19 protein-coding genes are annotated in these 14,850 nt (G+C 69.8%); 12 read left to right on the top strand and 7 right to left on the bottom strand.

Annotation, left to right across the window (positions count from 1 at the left end; translation table 11 throughout):
• Positions 1-15 precede the first annotated feature (15 nt).
• The 5 genes from hemE to QE454_RS04935 all read left to right on the top strand — a co-directional run bounded on the left by hemE (position 16) and on the right by QE454_RS04935 (position 3,753).
• The gene (gene hemE / locus QE454_RS04955; protein ID WP_307457473.1) at positions 16-1,053 is read left to right on the top strand and encodes a uroporphyrinogen decarboxylase; all 1,038 of its coding nucleotides are present in this window, start codon (positions 16-18) and stop codon (positions 1,051-1,053) included.
• A complete protein-coding gene (locus tag QE454_RS04950; protein ID WP_210075891.1) occupies positions 1,050-2,558 on the top strand; it encodes an NAD(P)/FAD-dependent oxidoreductase in 1,509 nt (502 codons plus the stop codon). The genes hemE and QE454_RS04950 overlap by 4 nt, the downstream gene beginning before the upstream one ends.
• A gap of 111 nt (positions 2,559-2,669) precedes the next feature.
• Positions 2,670-3,071 (top strand): hypothetical protein, encoded by a 402-nt coding sequence (locus QE454_RS04945; RefSeq protein ID WP_181906402.1) that lies wholly within the window; start codon positions 2,670-2,672, stop codon positions 3,069-3,071.
• A 3-nt stretch (positions 3,072-3,074) separates the two neighbouring features.
• Positions 3,075-3,485, top strand: a complete 411-nt coding sequence (locus QE454_RS04940; RefSeq protein WP_210075893.1) for a phage holin family protein — start codon at positions 3,075-3,077, stop codon at positions 3,483-3,485.
• A complete protein-coding gene (locus QE454_RS04935) occupies positions 3,475-3,753 on the top strand; it encodes a hypothetical protein (protein WP_307313658.1) in 279 nt (92 codons plus the stop codon). Before QE454_RS04940 ends, QE454_RS04935 begins: the two co-directional genes overlap by 11 nt.
• Positions 3,754-4,223: 470 nt before the next feature.
• Here the strand turns inward: QE454_RS04935 and QE454_RS04930 are convergent, their stop codons facing one another.
• Positions 4,224-5,012: a DUF4239 domain-containing protein gene (locus tag QE454_RS04930; RefSeq protein ID WP_307457481.1), complete on the bottom strand. Its 789-nt coding sequence runs from the start codon at positions 5,010-5,012 to the stop codon at positions 4,224-4,226.
• 137 nt (positions 5,013-5,149) lie between these two features.
• On the opposite strand from QE454_RS04930, the gene hemQ reads away from it, so the two are divergent.
• From hemQ to QE454_RS04900, 6 genes are all read left to right on the top strand, one after another.
• On the top strand, positions 5,150-5,821 hold the full coding sequence (hemQ, locus tag QE454_RS04925; RefSeq protein WP_210075900.1) for a hydrogen peroxide-dependent heme synthase: 672 nt from the start codon (positions 5,150-5,152) through the stop codon (positions 5,819-5,821).
• The gene (hemC, locus tag QE454_RS04920) at positions 5,818-6,819 is read left to right on the top strand and encodes a hydroxymethylbilane synthase (RefSeq protein WP_210075902.1); all 1,002 of its coding nucleotides are present in this window, start codon (positions 5,818-5,820) and stop codon (positions 6,817-6,819) included. The genes hemQ and hemC overlap by 4 nt, the downstream gene beginning before the upstream one ends.
• Positions 6,816-7,631 (top strand): uroporphyrinogen-III synthase, encoded by an 816-nt coding sequence (locus tag QE454_RS04915; RefSeq protein WP_309668542.1) that lies wholly within the window; start codon positions 6,816-6,818, stop codon positions 7,629-7,631. The genes hemC and QE454_RS04915 overlap by 4 nt, the downstream gene beginning before the upstream one ends.
• Entirely contained in the window at positions 7,628-8,611 is a 984-nt protein-coding gene (gene hemB, locus QE454_RS04910; RefSeq protein ID WP_210075906.1) for a porphobilinogen synthase, read from the top strand. Before QE454_RS04915 ends, hemB begins: the two co-directional genes overlap by 4 nt.
• An 83-nt stretch (positions 8,612-8,694) precedes the next feature.
• Positions 8,695-10,035, top strand: coding sequence for a glutamate-1-semialdehyde 2,1-aminomutase (gene hemL / locus QE454_RS04905; protein WP_307457487.1), 1,341 nt, complete (start codon positions 8,695-8,697; stop codon positions 10,033-10,035).
• A 75-nt stretch (positions 10,036-10,110) separates the two neighbouring features.
• Positions 10,111-10,242, top strand: coding sequence for a hypothetical protein (locus QE454_RS04900; protein ID WP_267788495.1), 132 nt, complete (start codon positions 10,111-10,113; stop codon positions 10,240-10,242).
• Here the strand turns inward: QE454_RS04900 and QE454_RS04895 are convergent, their stop codons facing one another.
• From QE454_RS04895 to QE454_RS04870, 6 genes are all read right to left on the bottom strand, one after another.
• Entirely contained in the window at positions 10,243-10,515 is a 273-nt protein-coding gene (locus QE454_RS04895; protein ID WP_210075910.1) for a hypothetical protein, read from the bottom strand. It lies immediately after the preceding gene.
• A 67-nt stretch (positions 10,516-10,582) separates the two neighbouring features.
• The gene (locus QE454_RS04890; RefSeq protein ID WP_210075911.1) at positions 10,583-10,921 is read right to left on the bottom strand and encodes a hypothetical protein; all 339 of its coding nucleotides are present in this window, start codon (positions 10,919-10,921) and stop codon (positions 10,583-10,585) included.
• Positions 10,922-11,119: 198 nt separating this feature from the next.
• Positions 11,120-11,500 (bottom strand): SseB family protein, encoded by a 381-nt coding sequence (locus tag QE454_RS04885; RefSeq protein WP_210075913.1) that lies wholly within the window; start codon positions 11,498-11,500, stop codon positions 11,120-11,122.
• Positions 11,501-11,695: 195 nt separating this feature from the next.
• Complete coding sequence (locus QE454_RS04880; protein WP_210075915.1) at positions 11,696-12,907, bottom strand: hypothetical protein; 1,212 nt, start codon at positions 12,905-12,907, stop codon at positions 11,696-11,698.
• 137 nt (positions 12,908-13,044) lie between these two features.
• Positions 13,045-13,359, bottom strand: coding sequence for a hypothetical protein (locus QE454_RS04875; protein WP_141378276.1), 315 nt, complete (start codon positions 13,357-13,359; stop codon positions 13,045-13,047).
• Between the two features lie 5 nt (positions 13,360-13,364).
• Complete coding sequence (locus QE454_RS04870) at positions 13,365-13,769, bottom strand: YbaB/EbfC family nucleoid-associated protein (protein ID WP_210075917.1); 405 nt, start codon at positions 13,767-13,769, stop codon at positions 13,365-13,367.
• Positions 13,770-13,853: 84 nt separating this feature from the next.
• On the opposite strand from QE454_RS04870, the gene cofD reads away from it, so the two are divergent.
• Positions 13,854-14,819: a 2-phospho-L-lactate transferase gene (gene cofD, locus QE454_RS04865; protein ID WP_210075919.1), complete on the top strand. Its 966-nt coding sequence runs from the start codon at positions 13,854-13,856 to the stop codon at positions 14,817-14,819.
• Positions 14,820-14,850 lie beyond the last annotated feature (31 nt).

Raw genomic sequence — 14,850 nt, 5'->3', positions numbered from 1 at the left:
GGAAGGATGGATGCCATGGCCTCCCTCGACGCGCCCCTGCTCCGTGCCCTCCGTGGCGACCGTCCCGAGCGGCAGCCGGTGTGGTTCATGCGTCAGGCGGGGCGCTCGCTGCCCGAATACCGGGAGCTCCGCGTGGGAACCCGCATGCTCGACGCGTGTCTGACCCCCGACCTCGCGGCGGAGATCACCCTCCAGCCCATCCGCCGTCACAACGTCGACGCGGCCATCTTCTTCAGCGACATCGTCGTGCCCCTGCGTCTGGCCGGCATCGACGTCGTGATCGAGCCGGGTCGCGGTCCAGTGTTCGCCGACCCCGTGCGCACCGCCGACGACGTGGCGCGGATCACCGCGATCGACCCCGACGAGGTCGCCGCCGCGGCCGAGCCGGTCCGCGAAGCCGCCCGCCGCGTGACCGCCGAACTCGACGACGCGGTTCCTCTCATCGGCTTCGCCGGTGCTCCCTTCACCCTCGCTGCGTACCTCGTCGAGGGTGGGCCGAGCAAGGAACACCTGCGCGCCCGCGGCATGATGCACGCCGACCCCGAGTCGTGGCACCGCCTGGCCGGCTGGCTGTCGAAGGTCTCGCGCTCCTTCCTCGACGCGCAGATCGCCGGCGGCGCGCAGGCCGTGCAGCTCTTCGACTCGTGGGCGGGGTCGCTGTCGCCCGCCACCTTCCGGGAGTTCATCGCCCCGCACTCGCGTGCGGCACTCGAGGGCATCGAGGTGCCCCGCATCCACTTCGGCGTCGGCACCGGTGCCTTCCTCGACGACATGCGCCTGGGCGGTCTCGCCGACGCGGTGGGTGTCGACTGGCGGATGCCGCTCGATGAGGCGGCAGCCATCGTGGGCCCCGACGTCACGCTGCAGGGCAATCTCGACCCGGCGTTGCTGGGGGCTCCGTGGCCGGTGCTCGCCGCCCATGTCGACGACGTCCTCGCCCGCGGTCGTGCGGCGCGCGCGCACATCCTCAACCTCGGTCACGGCGTGCCGCCCGACACCGACCCCGAGGTGCTGACCCGCATCGTCGCCCGCGCACACGGCGAAGACGCGTGAGCGAGCCCCTCGATCGCCTCGTCCGGCACGCCCACGAGACACGGATCATCGTCGTCGGCGGTGGCGTCTCGGGTCTCGTCGCAGCGCGCGAGTGCGCGAAGGTCGGCCTGCAGGTCACCGTCCTCGAGGCCTCCGAGGTCTTCGGCGGGGTCCTGCGCACCGCCGAGGTCGGCGGGATGACGCTGGACGTCGGCGCCGAGAGCTTCGCGACACGCGGCGGCATCGTGCGAAAGCTCCTCGACGAGCTCGACCTGTCCGACGACATCGTTTCGCCCAATCCCGCGGGCGCGTGGGTCGCCGGTGTGCCGGGAGTCGGGGCGGCCCCGCTTCCGAAGGGCGGGGTGCTCGGCATCCCGGACAACCCCTTCGCCCCCGACGTGCGACGCGTCATCGGCTGGTCGGGTTCGTGGCGCGCGTACCTGGATCGGCTCCGTCCCCCGCTGACGATCGGTCACGCGCACAGCCTCGGCAAGCTCGTGCGATCGCGCTTGGGTGCCCGCGTGCTCGACCGCCTGGTCGCGCCGGTCACGAGCGGGGTCTATTCGGCCCGCCCCGACGACATCGACATCGACCTGGCGGCCCCGGGACTGAACGCTGCACTGACGCGGACCGGGTCGCTCACGGGCGCGGTCGCCGATCTCCGTGCGAGCCGTGCCGCCGCGCGGCCCGCCGATGCTCCGGCTTCCGACGTCCCCATCGTGTCGGGCGGTGTCGCGAAACCCGCCGCCCCGGGTGGCGCTGTCGAGGGGATCGCGGGAGGCATGTCCCGCCTGGTCGACGCTCTCGTCGCGGGCCTGCGCGAGAACGGCGTCGAGCTGCGCACCGGGGTCTCCGCCCGTGCGCTGACCAAGACCGACGACGGCTGGACGGTCGCGACCTCCGCCGACGACGAGCCGCTGGCGGCCCGGGCCGTGATCGTCGCCCTTCCCGAGGGGCCCGCGCGCGAACTGCTGGCGCCCGTCGTTCCAGGCCTCGAGGTGGGCGACCCGGTCGCCCCCGTCGTCGAGGTGGTCACCCTGGTCGTCCATGCCCCCGCGCTCGACCCGGCTCCGCGCGGAACGGGCGTCCTCACCGTTCCCGGAAGCCACGTCGCCAAAGCGCTCACGCACTCCACGGCGAAGTGGGATTGGGTTCGGGATGCCGCTGAGCCCGGCATCCACGTCGTGCGCGTCTCGTTCGGAGCACAGGGCGAAGAGCCCGCGACCGCGGCCCTCGACGACGAAGCGGCCGCAGCCCTGGCACTGTCGGAGGCCTCGGCGATGCTCGGCGTCGAGTTGTCGGCATCCGCTCTGCGCGATGCCCATCGGGTGCGCTACGTGCAGTCGCAGCCCGCCGCGACCATCGGACGGGCGGCCGAGACCGCTGCCGCGCGGGGCGCCGTGCGCGCGGTGCCCGGACTGGGGGCCACCGGTGCGTGGATCTCGGGTACGGGCCTCGCCCAGGTCATCCCCGATGCCCGCGACGAGGCCGACCGCGTGCGCAGCGACGCGCTCTGGTCCACCTGACGCGATCGCCACTCGACCATGCCGCGCCGCCTGTCAAGGGTGGATGCCGATCGCGGCATACGTGACTACTGTGAGATTCGACCAGCACTGGATCGAGCGTGAGGAGACCCCATGAGGGGCAAAGCAGCACTCGTCGTCGGACTCGTGGCGGGCTACGTGCTCGGTGCACGCGCAGGCCGCGACCGGTACGAGCAGATCAAGACTCAGGCCGGCAAGGTCTGGGACCAGCCCGTCGTCCAAGGACAGGTCGAGAAGGTGAAGGCGTTCGGCGTCTCCGCTCTCAAGTCCGTCCCCGGCGTGGTGTGGAAGGGCGCGAAGTCGGTCACCGGCGCGGCGTCCGGTTCCGGCACCGTGCAGGAGCGCGCCGAGCGCGCGGGACGCGCCGCGAAGCAGTCGGCCCACGAAGTGGCCGATGTCGTCGAGGATTCCGTCGACGACGCCAAGCAGGCGGAGAAGGCGGCCACCACGCGCGCGCAGGCGGCCAAGAGCGGCTCCACCTCGTCCGGGAGCTGACGCATGACCACTCCGCGCGGATTCCGCGATCGTTCCGACGACAGTCTGTTCACCCTCATCGGCGACATCCCCGAGTTGGTGCGTAACCTCGTCGTCGCCGAGATCAACGGCGCGAAGGCGTGGGCGCAGCGCACGGCGAAAGACGCCGGGATCGGCGCCGGATGGTTCGTCGGCGCCCTGATCGTCGTCTTCTGGGCCGTTCCGGTCTTCTTCGCGTTCGTGATCGCGGGGCTGTCGTCGTGGTGGCCCGTCTGGCTGTCGGCGCTCGTCGTCTTCGGCGTGATGATCGTCGTCACCGCGATCCTCGCCCTTCTGGGCTACCTGCGCTTCAAGAAGCTCTCGAAGCGCGAGAACCCCGGCAAGGCCATCGCCGAAGACGTCCGAATCGTGAAGGAGGCCCGCGATGAGTATTGATCGTCCCGTCCCCGTTCCGCGTACCGCGGTGCCCCTCGGCATCACCGACCCGGTGCAGTCGGCCCGCGCCGAGCTCAAAGCCGCCCTCGCGGCCATCGAGGTCAAGGCCAACGCCCCGCGTCGCGCGAGCGAGGCCGTCGAGCGCAAGGTGCAGGAGGTTCGCGAGAAGGCTCAGCAGAACCCCGGTGCCGCGGCCGCCGCCGTCGCGGGCGTCGCCGCTCTGGTCGGCCTGGCCGTCTGGGGCATCGTCCGCGCCTACACGCGCTGAGATCGTCCGAAGCGGCCCGTCTCCCTCCGGGAGGGCGGGCCGCTTCGTGATTCCGGGGGCCCGGGCGTGGCCGTCCTGCGGACTTCGTCCGCGACGCGCCGGTACGAGGGGCGGTCCCGCGGTGTGTCGGCCGTGGTCTCCGCGGGATGGTTCACGACCGGATGCCGTGACCCCGGCAACCCAGGGGCTACCCGAGCCCGGCCGTCCTGCGGACTTCGTCCGCGACGTGCCGGTACGAGGGGCGGTCCCGCGGTGTGTCGGCCGTGGTCTCCGCGGGACGGTTCACGACCGGATGCCGTGACCCCGGCAACCCAGGGGCTACCCGGGCCCGGCCGTCCTGCGGACTTCGTCCGCGACGCGCCGGTACGAGGGGCGGTCCCGCGGTGTGTCGGCCGTGGTCTCCGCGGGACGGTTCACGACCGGATGCCGTGACCCCGGCAACCCACCGGTTACCCGACGCACGGCCCCGCCTACGGTTCGTTCGCGAAGAGCCCCTTCAACAGATCTTCGAAGTACTCGGGTGTCACGGCGATCGGGCCCGCGTAGGCGTGGTCGAATCCGGCGATCGCGTACAGCAACAGGGCCACGAACAGCGCGAGCATGCTGGACATCAGCAGGTGCACCCGGAGGTTTCGCACCTCGATCAGGCCGAGGAAGATCGCGTTGAGCACCGCACCTACGCCCAGCACGATCCACAGCACACTCGGCAGCGCGAGGTGGGTGAGCGCGATGCGGTCGCGGCGGTTCTCCACCAGCAGCTGGAACTGATCGAGGGACTGCTGCACGTAGAGGGTCTCGGCGGCCGTCGTCGGCTGCACGGCGCCGATCGCCCGCTGCATGGCCGAGACATTGGCATCCGTCTCGGCGGGAATCTCCAGACGCCGCTGTCGGGGCCAGTCCAGGTCGATGACGTTGCGGGCGTACTGGGTGATCTGGGCCTGCAATTCGTCGCCTTGCGGGTCGGGGAGCAGCGCCGCGGTGCGGTACAGCGAGGCGAGCGACGACGACTCCTCGAGCACGACGCCGTCGACCTCGGTGAAGTTGCCGTAGGCCGCCGTGGCGATGAGCGCGAGGGTCACGCCGTAGAAGACGCCGTAGACGCCTACCGCGTAGCTGAGCACGCGGTCCCACTCCTCACCGCGCGGTGCTGCCCGGCGTACCCACCTCCGCAGGGCCAGCAGGATCGCGCACGAACCTCCCACGACAAGGACGATGAACAGCGGCAGCCCCAGATACATGGGGAGGTCGTACAACCACATCGGCAGGCCTCTCGAAGGGCGTACCCCGACGCCGTCGTCGCACAGTACCAACGGGGAAGCGGCTTGCGCACGTGGCGGTGGTTCGTCGGCGAGTCAACCGGTTTGGACCGCCGCCCCGACCGGACGAGACTGGGAGTATGTCCGACGACAGCTCCTCCTCTGTGTACACGTTGTGGGCGGTTTTCCGCCGCGATCCCGAAAACGCGGTCACCGCCACCGACGCGACCGAACTGGCCGATCTCGTCTCGCTCATCGAGGCCGACGGCGTCACCGTGCGCGGTTTCTACGACGTGAGCGGCCTGCGCGCCGACGCCGACCTCATGGTCTGGTTGTACGGCGAAGACCCGCAGGCCCTTCAGCGCGACCTGCGGCGCCTCCGCCGCACCGACCTGCTCAAGAACCTTCTCCCCACCTGGAACGCGATGGGCGTGCACCGCGACGCGGAGTTCAACCGCTCGCACGTGCCCGGCTTCCTCCGCGGTATCCAGGCGCAGCAGTGGCTGTGCCTGTACCCCTTCGTACGCAGCTACGAGTGGTACCTCCTGCCCGAGGCCGAGCGCCGCGAGATGCTCATCGAGCACGGCAAGAAGGGCTCGGCGTACAAGGGCGTCCTCGCCAACACCGTGGCGTCGTTCGCCCTCGGCGACTACGAGTGGCTCCTGCCCATGGAGGCCGACGTGCTCACCGACCTCGTCGACATGATGCGCGACCTCCGCTACACCGAGGCCCGTCGCCACGTGCGCGAGGAGGTGCCGTTCTACACCGGTCGGCTGGTCACTCTCGACGAGATCCCCGAGATCCTTCAGTGACCGCGCCCCTGCGTCTCGGCACTCGCCGCAGCAACCTGGCGATGACCCAGTCGCAGATGGTCGCCGATGCCGTGTCAGCGGTATCCGGTCGTCCCGTCGAGCTGGTGCCGATCGTCTCGGAGGGCGACGTCAACCGCGCCTCGCTGTCGCAGCTGGGCGGACGCGGGGTGTTCGCGAACGGTCTGCGAGAGGCGCTCGCCGCGGATCGCTGCGACTTCCTCGTGCACTCGCTCAAAGACCTGCCGACCCAGCAGCCCGACGGTCTGGTCATCGCGGCGACGCCCGCGCGGGCAGATGCGCGCGACGTGGTCGTCACCCGCGACGGCACCCCGCTGGGCGCTCTCGCCGCCGGTGCGCGTGTGGGCACCGGCTCGCCCCGTCGTATTGCCCAGGCGCTGCGCCACAACCCGGGAGTCGACATCCACGACATCCGCGGCAACGTCGACTCGCGTCTCGCGCGGGTGCGCGATGGAGAGCTGGATGCCGTGATCCTCGCGGCCGCGGGCATCTCGCGGCTCGGCGGCGACCTCGGTGGCCTTCTCGCCGAAGAGCTCGGTCTGTCGGAGTGGCCGACCGCTCCGGGACAGGGCTCGCTCGCCGTCGAGACCCGCGACGACATCGATCCCGAGATCTACGCCGCACTCGCCCGGTTGGACGACGAACTCACCCGCGTGGCCATCACGGCCGAGCGCACGGTCCTCTCGGCGCTCGACGCCGGGTGCAGCGCACCCGTGGGCACGCACGCCTCGCTTGCCGAGGGCGACCTGCGTCTGCGCGCGATCGTCTACGCGCTCGATGGGACACAAAGGATCGGCGTAGACCGGACGGTGCGTCTCGACCCGGGGTATGGTGGGGACACTACGGGCAGTGGCAATGGAGCTGATGCTGCCGACGACGGGGGACCGATCGCGCAAGCGACGCGAGCGGGCCGAGAAGCCGCGCGTCGGTTGCTCGAACGCGGGGCGGCCGACCTGGTACCACGAGAGTCGACCACATGAACGAAGGCCACCAGCACACGCCGAACCCCACGACGGGCAGCGTGCCGAAACCGCTTGCCGGTCGACGCGTCCTCGTTCCCCGAGGGGGCCCCTGGGGCGACGGCGTCGCCGCGAGCCTTCGACAGCTCGGCGCCGTGCCCGTCATCGCGCCGCTGATCAACTTCGCACCCACGAACGATCAGGCGACCCTCGACGAGGCCCTCGCCGATCTCGCCGCCGGCGCCTTCGACTGGCTGACGCTCACGAGCGCCACCACCGTCGACGTGCTGTACGCCTACAAGGCGGTCATCCCCGCCGAGACGAAGGTCGCGGTCGTCGGTGAGACCACCGCGGCCGCGATGCAGGCCGTCGGCTATCACGTCGATCTCGTCCCCGAGCGCGACAACTCGGCCCAGGGCATGGCCGAGCAGATGATCGAGCTCGAGACCGAGCCGCGGAAGGTCCTCACCCTCCGAAGCGAGATCGCCAAGCCCGTGCTCACGCGCCTGCTCATCGAGGCCGGGCACGATGTCCGCAGTGTCGTCGCCTATCGCACGGTCGGGGTCCCGGTCACCGAGAAGATTGCCGGCGACGTGCAATCGGGGCGCATCAACGCGATCCTCGTCACCAGTGGCTCGGTCGCCGAGCAGGTCGTCGAGCAGTTCCCCGAGGTTCCGGCATCCACCGTCATCGCCGCGATCGGTCCGCGCACCGCCAAAGACGCCAAGCGCGCCGGACTCAGCGTCGACGTCGTGGCCGAGACCCAGACGGTCGACTCCCTCATCGACGCCGTCGCCCGCTTTCCTCTGAACACCGACGAATCGACCCCATGAGCTTTCCCGAGCACCGCCCGCGGCGTCTGCGCCGCACCCCCGCCGTCCGTCGTCTCGCTCGAGAAACGCACCTCGTGCCCTCGCAGCTCGTGCTGCCGATGTTCGTGCGCGAGGGAATCACCGAGCCGAGCCCGATCGGTTCGATGCCGGGCATCGTGCAGCATTCGATGGACTCGCTCCGCCGTGCGGTCGCCGAGGCGGCCGAGCAGCGCATCGGCGGGGTCATGCTCTTCGGCGTGCCCGAGACGCGCGACGCCGTGGGCTCCGGGGCCGACGACCCGAACGGCATCCTGAATCTCGCCACCGAGGCCGTGGTGGCCGAGGTCGGCGACGCGGTGGTCGTGCAGACCGACCTGTGTCTCGACGAGTTCACCGACCACGGTCACTGCGGCGTGCTGCGCGAAGACGGCGCCGTCGACAACGACGCCACTCTCGAGCGCTACACGGCGATGGGTCTGGCGCAGGCGCGCGCGGGCTCGGCCATGCTGGGCCTGTCGGGAATGATGGACGGCCAGGTCGGTGCGGTGCGCGAGGCTCTGGATGCCGAGGGCTTCACCGACACGCTGATCCTGGCCTACTCGGCGAAGTACGCGGGCGCCTTCTACGGCCCCTTCCGCGAGGCCGTCGACTCTCAGCTGAAGGGCGACCGCCGCTCGTACCAGCTCGACCCCGGCAACGGCCGCGAGGGCGTGCGCGAAGCGCTGCTCGACGTCGAAGAGGGCGCCGACGTCGTCATGGTCAAGCCGGCCCTGCCGTACCTCGACGTGCTCGCCGACGTGAAGGCCTCGGTCGACGTCCCCGTGTGGGCGTACCAGGTGTCGGGCGAGTACGCGATGGTCGAGGCCGCCGCCGCCCACGGCTGGATCGATCGCCGGGGCGCGATCATGGAGAGCCTGCTCGGCATCCGCCGTGCCGGTGCCGACGCGATCCTGACGTACTGGGCCGTCGAGGCCGCCCGCTGGCTGCGCGCCGAGCTCTGAGCCCTGTCTTGCGGGGTCGTCGGGTGGCCGTGAAGCGCCCGGATCCGACCCCTTTCCCCGTGCTGCCCGGAAGAATGGATGCCATGACCGATCTCAACGACCAGTGGTTCGCCCGTGCGAAGGACGTCATCCCGGGGGGCGTGAACTCGCCCGTGCGCGCGTACGGTTCCGTGGGTGGCACGCCGCGGTTCGTCCAGTCGGCCTCCGGCCCGCGGGTCACGGATGCCGCGGGTCGCGAGTACGTCGACCTCGTCGCGTCGTGGGGCCCGGCTCTGCTCGGCCATGCGCACCCCGAGGTGGTCGGGGCGGTGCAGTCCGCGGCATCCCGTGGTCTGTCCTTCGGCGCCCCGACGGGGGCCGAGGTCGAGCTCGCCGATCTCGTCGCACAGCGCGTGCAGGTGGGCGATCTGAAGCCGATCGAGAAGGTGCGCCTGGTCTCGACCGGCACCGAGGCGACGATGACCGCCATCCGCTTGGCGCGCGGTGTCACCGGTCGCGACCTGCTGATCAAGTTCGCCGGGCACTACCACGGGCACTCCGACGGGCTGTTGGCTGCGGCGGGCTCGGGCGTCGCCACGCTCGCGCTGCCCGGTTCGGCGGGTGTCCCCGCTCCGATCGCCGCGCAGACGCTCGTGCTGCCGTACAACGATCTCGACGCCGTGCGCGAGGTGTTCGCGGTGCACGGCGAGAACATCGCCGCGATCATCGTCGAGGCCGCCTCGGCCAACATGGGAGTCGTTCCGCCGCTCCCGGGCTTCAACGCCGCCCTCGCCGACATCGCGCACAGCCACGGCGCCCTGCTGATCATGGACGAGGTGCTCACCGGTTTCCGCGTGCACCCCGCCGGATTCTGGGGCCTGCAGGCGTCGGAGGGCGAGCGCTATCTGCCCGACATCCTCACGTACGGCAAGGTCATCGGCGGCGGCATGCCTCTGGCCGCTCTCGCCGGTCGCGCCGAGATCATGGACCATCTGGCGCCCCTGGGCCCGGTGTACCAGGCGGGAACGCTGTCGGGGAACCCGCTGTCGGTGGCTGCAGGCCTCGCGACGCTCCGCCTCGCGACGCCCGAGGTCTATGCGGCGGTCGACGCCGCGGCCGCTCAGGTGTCGGAGGCGCTGGATGCCGCGCTGACGGCCGAGGGCGTCGTGCACGCCGTGCCGCGCGCGGGTTCGCTCTTCGGCGTCGCGTTCCTGCCCGAGGTGCCCCTCGACTACGCCACGGCGCTCACGCAGCAGTCGTACCGCTACGCCCCGTTCTTCCACGCGATGCTGGATGCCGGTGTCTCGCTGCCCCCGAGCGTGTTCGAGGCGTGGTTCCTCACGGCGGCGCACGACGAGGTCGCGCTCGAACGTGTGCTCGAGGCGCTGCCGGTGGCGGCGAAGGCGGCCGCGGAGGCGCTGGATCCGACGCTGCTCGCGCAGTAGGGATCATCCCCGAGGGGGATGCGTTTCGTCCTTTGCGATGATGCGCGGGACAGGCCCGGTCGCGAGGCTGGAGTCATGCTCCCCGCACGCACTCAGCCCACCGCCTTCTCGTCGCTGCTGTCGCGGCTCGCGTCGTGGTGGCCCACCTCCATGGCCCCGCGGCGTCGGCGCGCGACGTGGCAGCCGTGCCCGCGCGGACAGGTCTGATCAGCGCCAGGTCCAGCTGAGCAGGGCCGAGAGGGCCCGGATGCCGGCCTCGCCGACGTCGCCGTACTGGCTCGCTATCGCGCGGACGGTGCGGTCGGCCCACGCGGCGAGATCCGTGGCGTCGGCGCCGGGGGTCACGGCATCCATTCGCTCGATCAGGCCCTCGACACGGTCGCGGAGGGCTCGGTCGGGGACGGATTCGGGATGCCGGCCGGGGACGGCGGAGCCGTCGGCCCAGATGTAGGCGGTGAGGGCGGTGTCGAGGGAGGTCATGGTGCGTCCTTCGCTGAGCTCATGAGGCTGGTCCACAGCGTCCTCGGAATCGTGCGCCGGCCGGGGGTTACAGGCCGAGTGAGTGCCGCAAAGCTTCGTTCGCATCGCGGTTGATCCGTTCGGATTCGGCTCTTTCCGCTGCGCACAGAGGCGCACCCGGTCGGCGGCTTTTCCGAATCGCATCCAGGACGAAGGCGCACGCGTCCGATTCCGAATCGAATCGCGCGAGTTCGGTCCACTGTCCGCGCTCCTGCGTCCCGACCGCAAACCCGGCCGAGCTCTCAATCAGAAGGACGAGGGTGCCTAGGACGGGGTCCCCGTCGCCGACGTGCGGGTGATCCGGGCTGGACACGGGGGCCGAGCCGAATTCGTCGCGGAGAATGCCGCAGAGTTCTTCGAATGTCATCTCGCGTCTTTGCTTCCAAAGATTGCGCATCGACGTCTGCTCGTCGAGATAGATCGCCGTTCCATCTAGGCCACGTTCGTGACGGCTATACAGTAGGTCGGGCTAGGGTGCGGGTGACCTTCCGCTGCCGTCAGGCCGGATCGGCGGCACGTTTGTCTCGCGGGCGTCGGGCGCCTTACTAGCGCGCACTCACGCCCGTCATAGGCCAATCTCATTGCGGATCGCCGAGATTCCCTTCGGTGCGATATCGAAACCGATCGTGGAGCCCGCGTTGAGGACGATGCCCTGATCGCTTGGGACGCCGGTGAGGAGTTTCAGTCCAGTCATCGTCACCATGTACGGGGCGAGATCTTGAATCCCGCTACCCCGATCGAGCTCTGAATAGCAGGCCACCATTTGCGTACCGTCGCGCTCGAAAAGAACGGGCTGGAAGTTCGTCATGTTTTCACCTGGTTCGGTGCCGCTCGGAACGTAAATGGTGCTCGAGGCGAAAACCCAAAGGATCGTTTGCATGTTCAAGAGATTCTCGCGCCCTCGTACCAGGGCGATCTCAAGCACGTTTCGAGGATTATCGGTCATTTTCAAAAGCCTCCGGGAATGCTTCTCGAGCGTCGCTTGGTGTCACCGGGTTTTGGTACCGCTGTGTGCCTATCCACCATGTTGCGCAGAAATCGCATCTGTATAAAAGATCCGACGGCGAAGTGGCTAGGACAAACCTGGGTTGATACGGCTTCCCAGAATGGGTTAAACAGATCTGGCAACCAAGTTGACCGCTCACGGGATCCTCTTCACGACGACCCAATCGCCGCCTAGTAGTTGAGTCAACACTGCCCCGGGCCGAACAGGTTTGCCTCCGTCCAAGATAGTCTCTCGCGTCTCGTTCACGCGAACGACCCCGCCCTCCCTAACCGCAGTGTGTCCGTACGTCGGATCTGGATTGAGGGGATCTTCGTAGAAGTGGGGATGGCCCCCAGAATCCGCAACCGTAGGTCGTCGAAGCTCTGCTGGATCAACTGGAAAGTGCAACGCGTAGAGGTCCGTTCCATCTCGGGCCGCCGCAGCGGCCATCGGAGCTCGACCGGTTTCTCGGGCGGCATCGTCTAGCGTGTGGATCTTGGCCGCGTCTTCGATTGGCATTGCCCAGACGAGTCCCCCCTGGCGTCCAAGGTGAGGATTTGGCGCCAAATAGAAGTCGGCCACCTCCGGGCCGAAGATCGTGGAATGAAACCCCGCCTTGCTGAGATTGTCCAGCTCTGACGCGGAAAGAGCTGCCCCACCGGGCGCGTCCGCGAAAACGCCGGGCGCCGCATTCTGTGAGTCGGGTCGGGGTGTGCGCGCAGACGCGTCCACGCGAGGGCCGTCCCCGCGGGGTGCGCGCCGTGGCACGCTTCCGAGCAGTCCGGCTCCCTTGCTCATGAGAGCCCGAAGCTCGGTCAGAAGGTCCCCGAGCTTGCCGCACGAGCGCAGCAGACCGGTGAGCTTCGAGCTGATCTTCGCGGTCCAGCTCGCTACGCGCGACGACACCTGCGCGATGATCCAGGGGGTGGCGATGCCGACGGTGACCACGGCCTGTGTGGCCCACGAGATCGCCGAGCCCACGAGCTGCGACAGGATGTCGCGCACGAGGTCGTGAACGACCTGCACGATGGTCGACGCGATCTGCAGGCCGGTCGACATGGCTCCGGCCCATGACGCGGAGGCGCGGATGTGGGCGGCAGCGTCGGTCTGGAACCGGCGATATGCCTCGATCGCCTCGCCGGCCATGTCGTCGAGGTCGGTGATGACGCGCTCGAGGTAGTCGGCGGAGGCATCGAGCTGGTTCTGGACGTTGGTCCATGTCTGCGCGAAACCGGCGACCGCTCCGGCGTCGCCGGTCAGGTCGTTGAACCAGCCCTTGATGGGCTCGAAGTGATCGATCAGCCAGCCCAGGCCCGCGGCGATCAGCGAGCCGAGAGGGTCCATCACGGCGGCGACGGTGTCGGCCACCGCTCCGAACGCTGCAAGCCCGCCCTCGACCCAGTTGCCTGACTCGATCGCCGCGACGAGTTGAGTCCCGGAATCGAGCAGACCCGCCCCGCTGAACGGCGTCGCGGTGTCGACGGGGCCGGCGATCAGGGCGTTGCTCACAGGCCCGCCTCCAGTGCCCGGACGGTCTCGAGCACCTTCTGCTCGTAAGCCTCCATGTCGCTTCCCACTCCCACAATCTCGGTCGCCGAGCGTCGCACCATGTCTTCGGCGGCGCCGATCATCGACCGTGCGGCGTCCGCGACCATCGTGGCGGGTGGAACGAGGAACGAGCACAGAACGCCGAAGGCTTCCGCGTTCAGCCCGCCCGAGGAACCCGCGTCGCGGGCGACGGAGATATCGGATGCCACGGCACCCAGCCGAGACGCGTGCGAGCTGATCAGCTCGGCGTCGATGGCGATGCGATCGGCCATCGGACTCAGACCCGGAATCCGGCGGGCGGTGCGGACGGCGGCTCGCGATCGATCTCTCCCGCGAGCCGCTCGACGATCGGCGAGTCCGCACCGAAGGCGGCGCGCGAGATCTCCAACGCCTGCTCGCCGGCGAGACGTTGGGCCCGCCCGGCCGTCTCCACGATCAACTGCTCCAACGCGTCGGTGCGCAGGTCGTACGCCGCGTCGGCGAGGCGGATGCCGGCCAGTCGACCCGCGGCATCCACGGTCACGGTGATCTCCCGACGCGGCGACGTCGCCGACGCGCGGACGGCGTCGATGTCGGCCTGCACCTGCTGCGCCTGGGCTGCCCGAACCTGCGCTTCGGCCACCTGCTGCTCGATCCGGGCGATGGCCGCCTCGGCTTCACGCGAAGAGAAGAGGTCTGTCACCCCCGCGAGCGTAGTCGTTCACCTCATGAGCGAGCAGCAACATGTGAATAATCTCATCCGCCCCGCGGGTGAAAGACTGAACCAATGCGTCCTCCCCAGCCCCGTGTCGTCGTGCTCGCCGGTGGAGTCGGGGGGTCGAAGTTCACCCTCGGCGTCCGCGCCGCCCTTCGCCGGCTGAACGCTCCCGAGGCCACCGTCGTCGTCAACACGGGCGACGACCTGTGGCTCTCGGGCGTGCGGTTGCAGCCCGACGTCGACTCGATCACCTACGCCCTCGCGGGGGTGAACGACACCGAGCGCGGCTGGGGTCGCGCGGGCGACACCGAACGTGTCAACGAAGAACTCCAGGCGTGGGGCGCGGGCTGGCCGTGGTTCACGCTCGGCGACCTCGACCTCGGCACCCACCTGGCCCGCACCGGGTGGCTTCGTGACGGACACACCCCGACCCAGGTGCTCGCGCGCATGGCGGAACGGTGGCCGCTCGGCATCCGGATGCTCCCCATGACCGACAGCGAGGTCGACACCCACGTGCTGCTCGAGGACGGCGGGCGGATGCACTTCCAGGAGTGGTGGACGCGCCACCGCGCCCAACTCACGCCCCGCGCCTTCGAGAACCCCGGGATCGCGGATGCCGTGCCCGCCCCGGGCGTCGCCGAGGCGATCGCGGGGGCCGATGTCGTCCTCATCGCGCCGTCGAATCCCGTCGTGTCGATCGGGCCGATCCTGGCGGTTCCCGGGATTCAGGATGCCGTCCGGGAGACGTCCGCGAAAGTCGTCGGCGTCTCGCCGATCATCGGCGGGCGGGTCGTGCGCGGCATGGCCGACGTGTGCCTGACGGCGATCGGGGTCGAGACCTCCGCCGCGGCCGTCGCCCGCCACTACGGCGCGCGGTCGGCGGGCGGCGTGCTCGATGCGTGGCTGCTCGCAGAGGAGGATGCGGCTGCGGCCGCGGACGTCGAGGCCGCCGGGATCCGCGCGGTGGTCGCCCCGTTGTGGATGCGAGACGAGACGACCTCGGCCGCGATCGCCGAGGCGGCACTGGGGGTCTGAAACGCGACGGTCACACTGAGCGTGGGCGGAA

Source organism: Microbacterium sp. SORGH_AS_0454 (genome assembly GCF_031453395.1).
In the GTDB taxonomy this organism is placed as follows: Bacteria; Actinomycetota; Actinomycetes; order Actinomycetales; family Microbacteriaceae; genus Microbacterium.
This window is presented reverse-complemented; position numbering and strand designations above follow the sequence as displayed.

What these genes read in the sequence shown, in the direction of transcription:
- hemE (WP_307457473.1), top strand. Translation starts at nt 16, where the DNA reads ATGGCCTCCCTCGACGCGCCCCTGCTCCGTGCCCTCCGTGGCGACCGT.
- QE454_RS04945 (WP_181906402.1), top strand. Translation starts at nt 2,670, where the DNA reads ATGAGGGGCAAAGCAGCACTCGTCGTCGGACTCGTGGCGGGCTACGTG.
- QE454_RS04940 (WP_210075893.1), top strand. Translation starts at nt 3,075, where the DNA reads ATGACCACTCCGCGCGGATTCCGCGATCGTTCCGACGACAGTCTGTTC.
- QE454_RS04935 (WP_307313658.1), top strand. Translation starts at nt 3,475, where the DNA reads ATGAGTATTGATCGTCCCGTCCCCGTTCCGCGTACCGCGGTGCCCCTC.
- QE454_RS04930 (WP_307457481.1), bottom strand. Translation starts at nt 5,012, where the DNA reads ATGTGGTTGTACGACCTCCCCATGTATCTGGGGCTGCCGCTGTTCATC.
- hemQ (WP_210075900.1), top strand. Translation starts at nt 5,150, where the DNA reads ATGTCCGACGACAGCTCCTCCTCTGTGTACACGTTGTGGGCGGTTTTC.
- QE454_RS04915 (WP_309668542.1), top strand. Translation starts at nt 6,816, where the DNA reads ATGAACGAAGGCCACCAGCACACGCCGAACCCCACGACGGGCAGCGTG.
- hemB (WP_210075906.1), top strand. Translation starts at nt 7,628, where the DNA reads ATGAGCTTTCCCGAGCACCGCCCGCGGCGTCTGCGCCGCACCCCCGCC.
- hemL (WP_307457487.1), top strand. Translation starts at nt 8,695, where the DNA reads ATGACCGATCTCAACGACCAGTGGTTCGCCCGTGCGAAGGACGTCATC.
- QE454_RS04900 (WP_267788495.1), top strand. Translation starts at nt 10,111, where the DNA reads ATGCTCCCCGCACGCACTCAGCCCACCGCCTTCTCGTCGCTGCTGTCG.
- QE454_RS04895 (WP_210075910.1), bottom strand. Translation starts at nt 10,515, where the DNA reads ATGACCTCCCTCGACACCGCCCTCACCGCCTACATCTGGGCCGACGGC.
- QE454_RS04890 (WP_210075911.1), bottom strand. Translation starts at nt 10,921, where the DNA reads ATGACATTCGAAGAACTCTGCGGCATTCTCCGCGACGAATTCGGCTCG.
- QE454_RS04885 (WP_210075913.1), bottom strand. Translation starts at nt 11,500, where the DNA reads ATGACCGATAATCCTCGAAACGTGCTTGAGATCGCCCTGGTACGAGGG.
- QE454_RS04875 (WP_141378276.1), bottom strand. Translation starts at nt 13,359, where the DNA reads ATGGCCGATCGCATCGCCATCGACGCCGAGCTGATCAGCTCGCACGCG.
- cofD (WP_210075919.1), top strand. Translation starts at nt 13,854, where the DNA reads ATGCGTCCTCCCCAGCCCCGTGTCGTCGTGCTCGCCGGTGGAGTCGGG.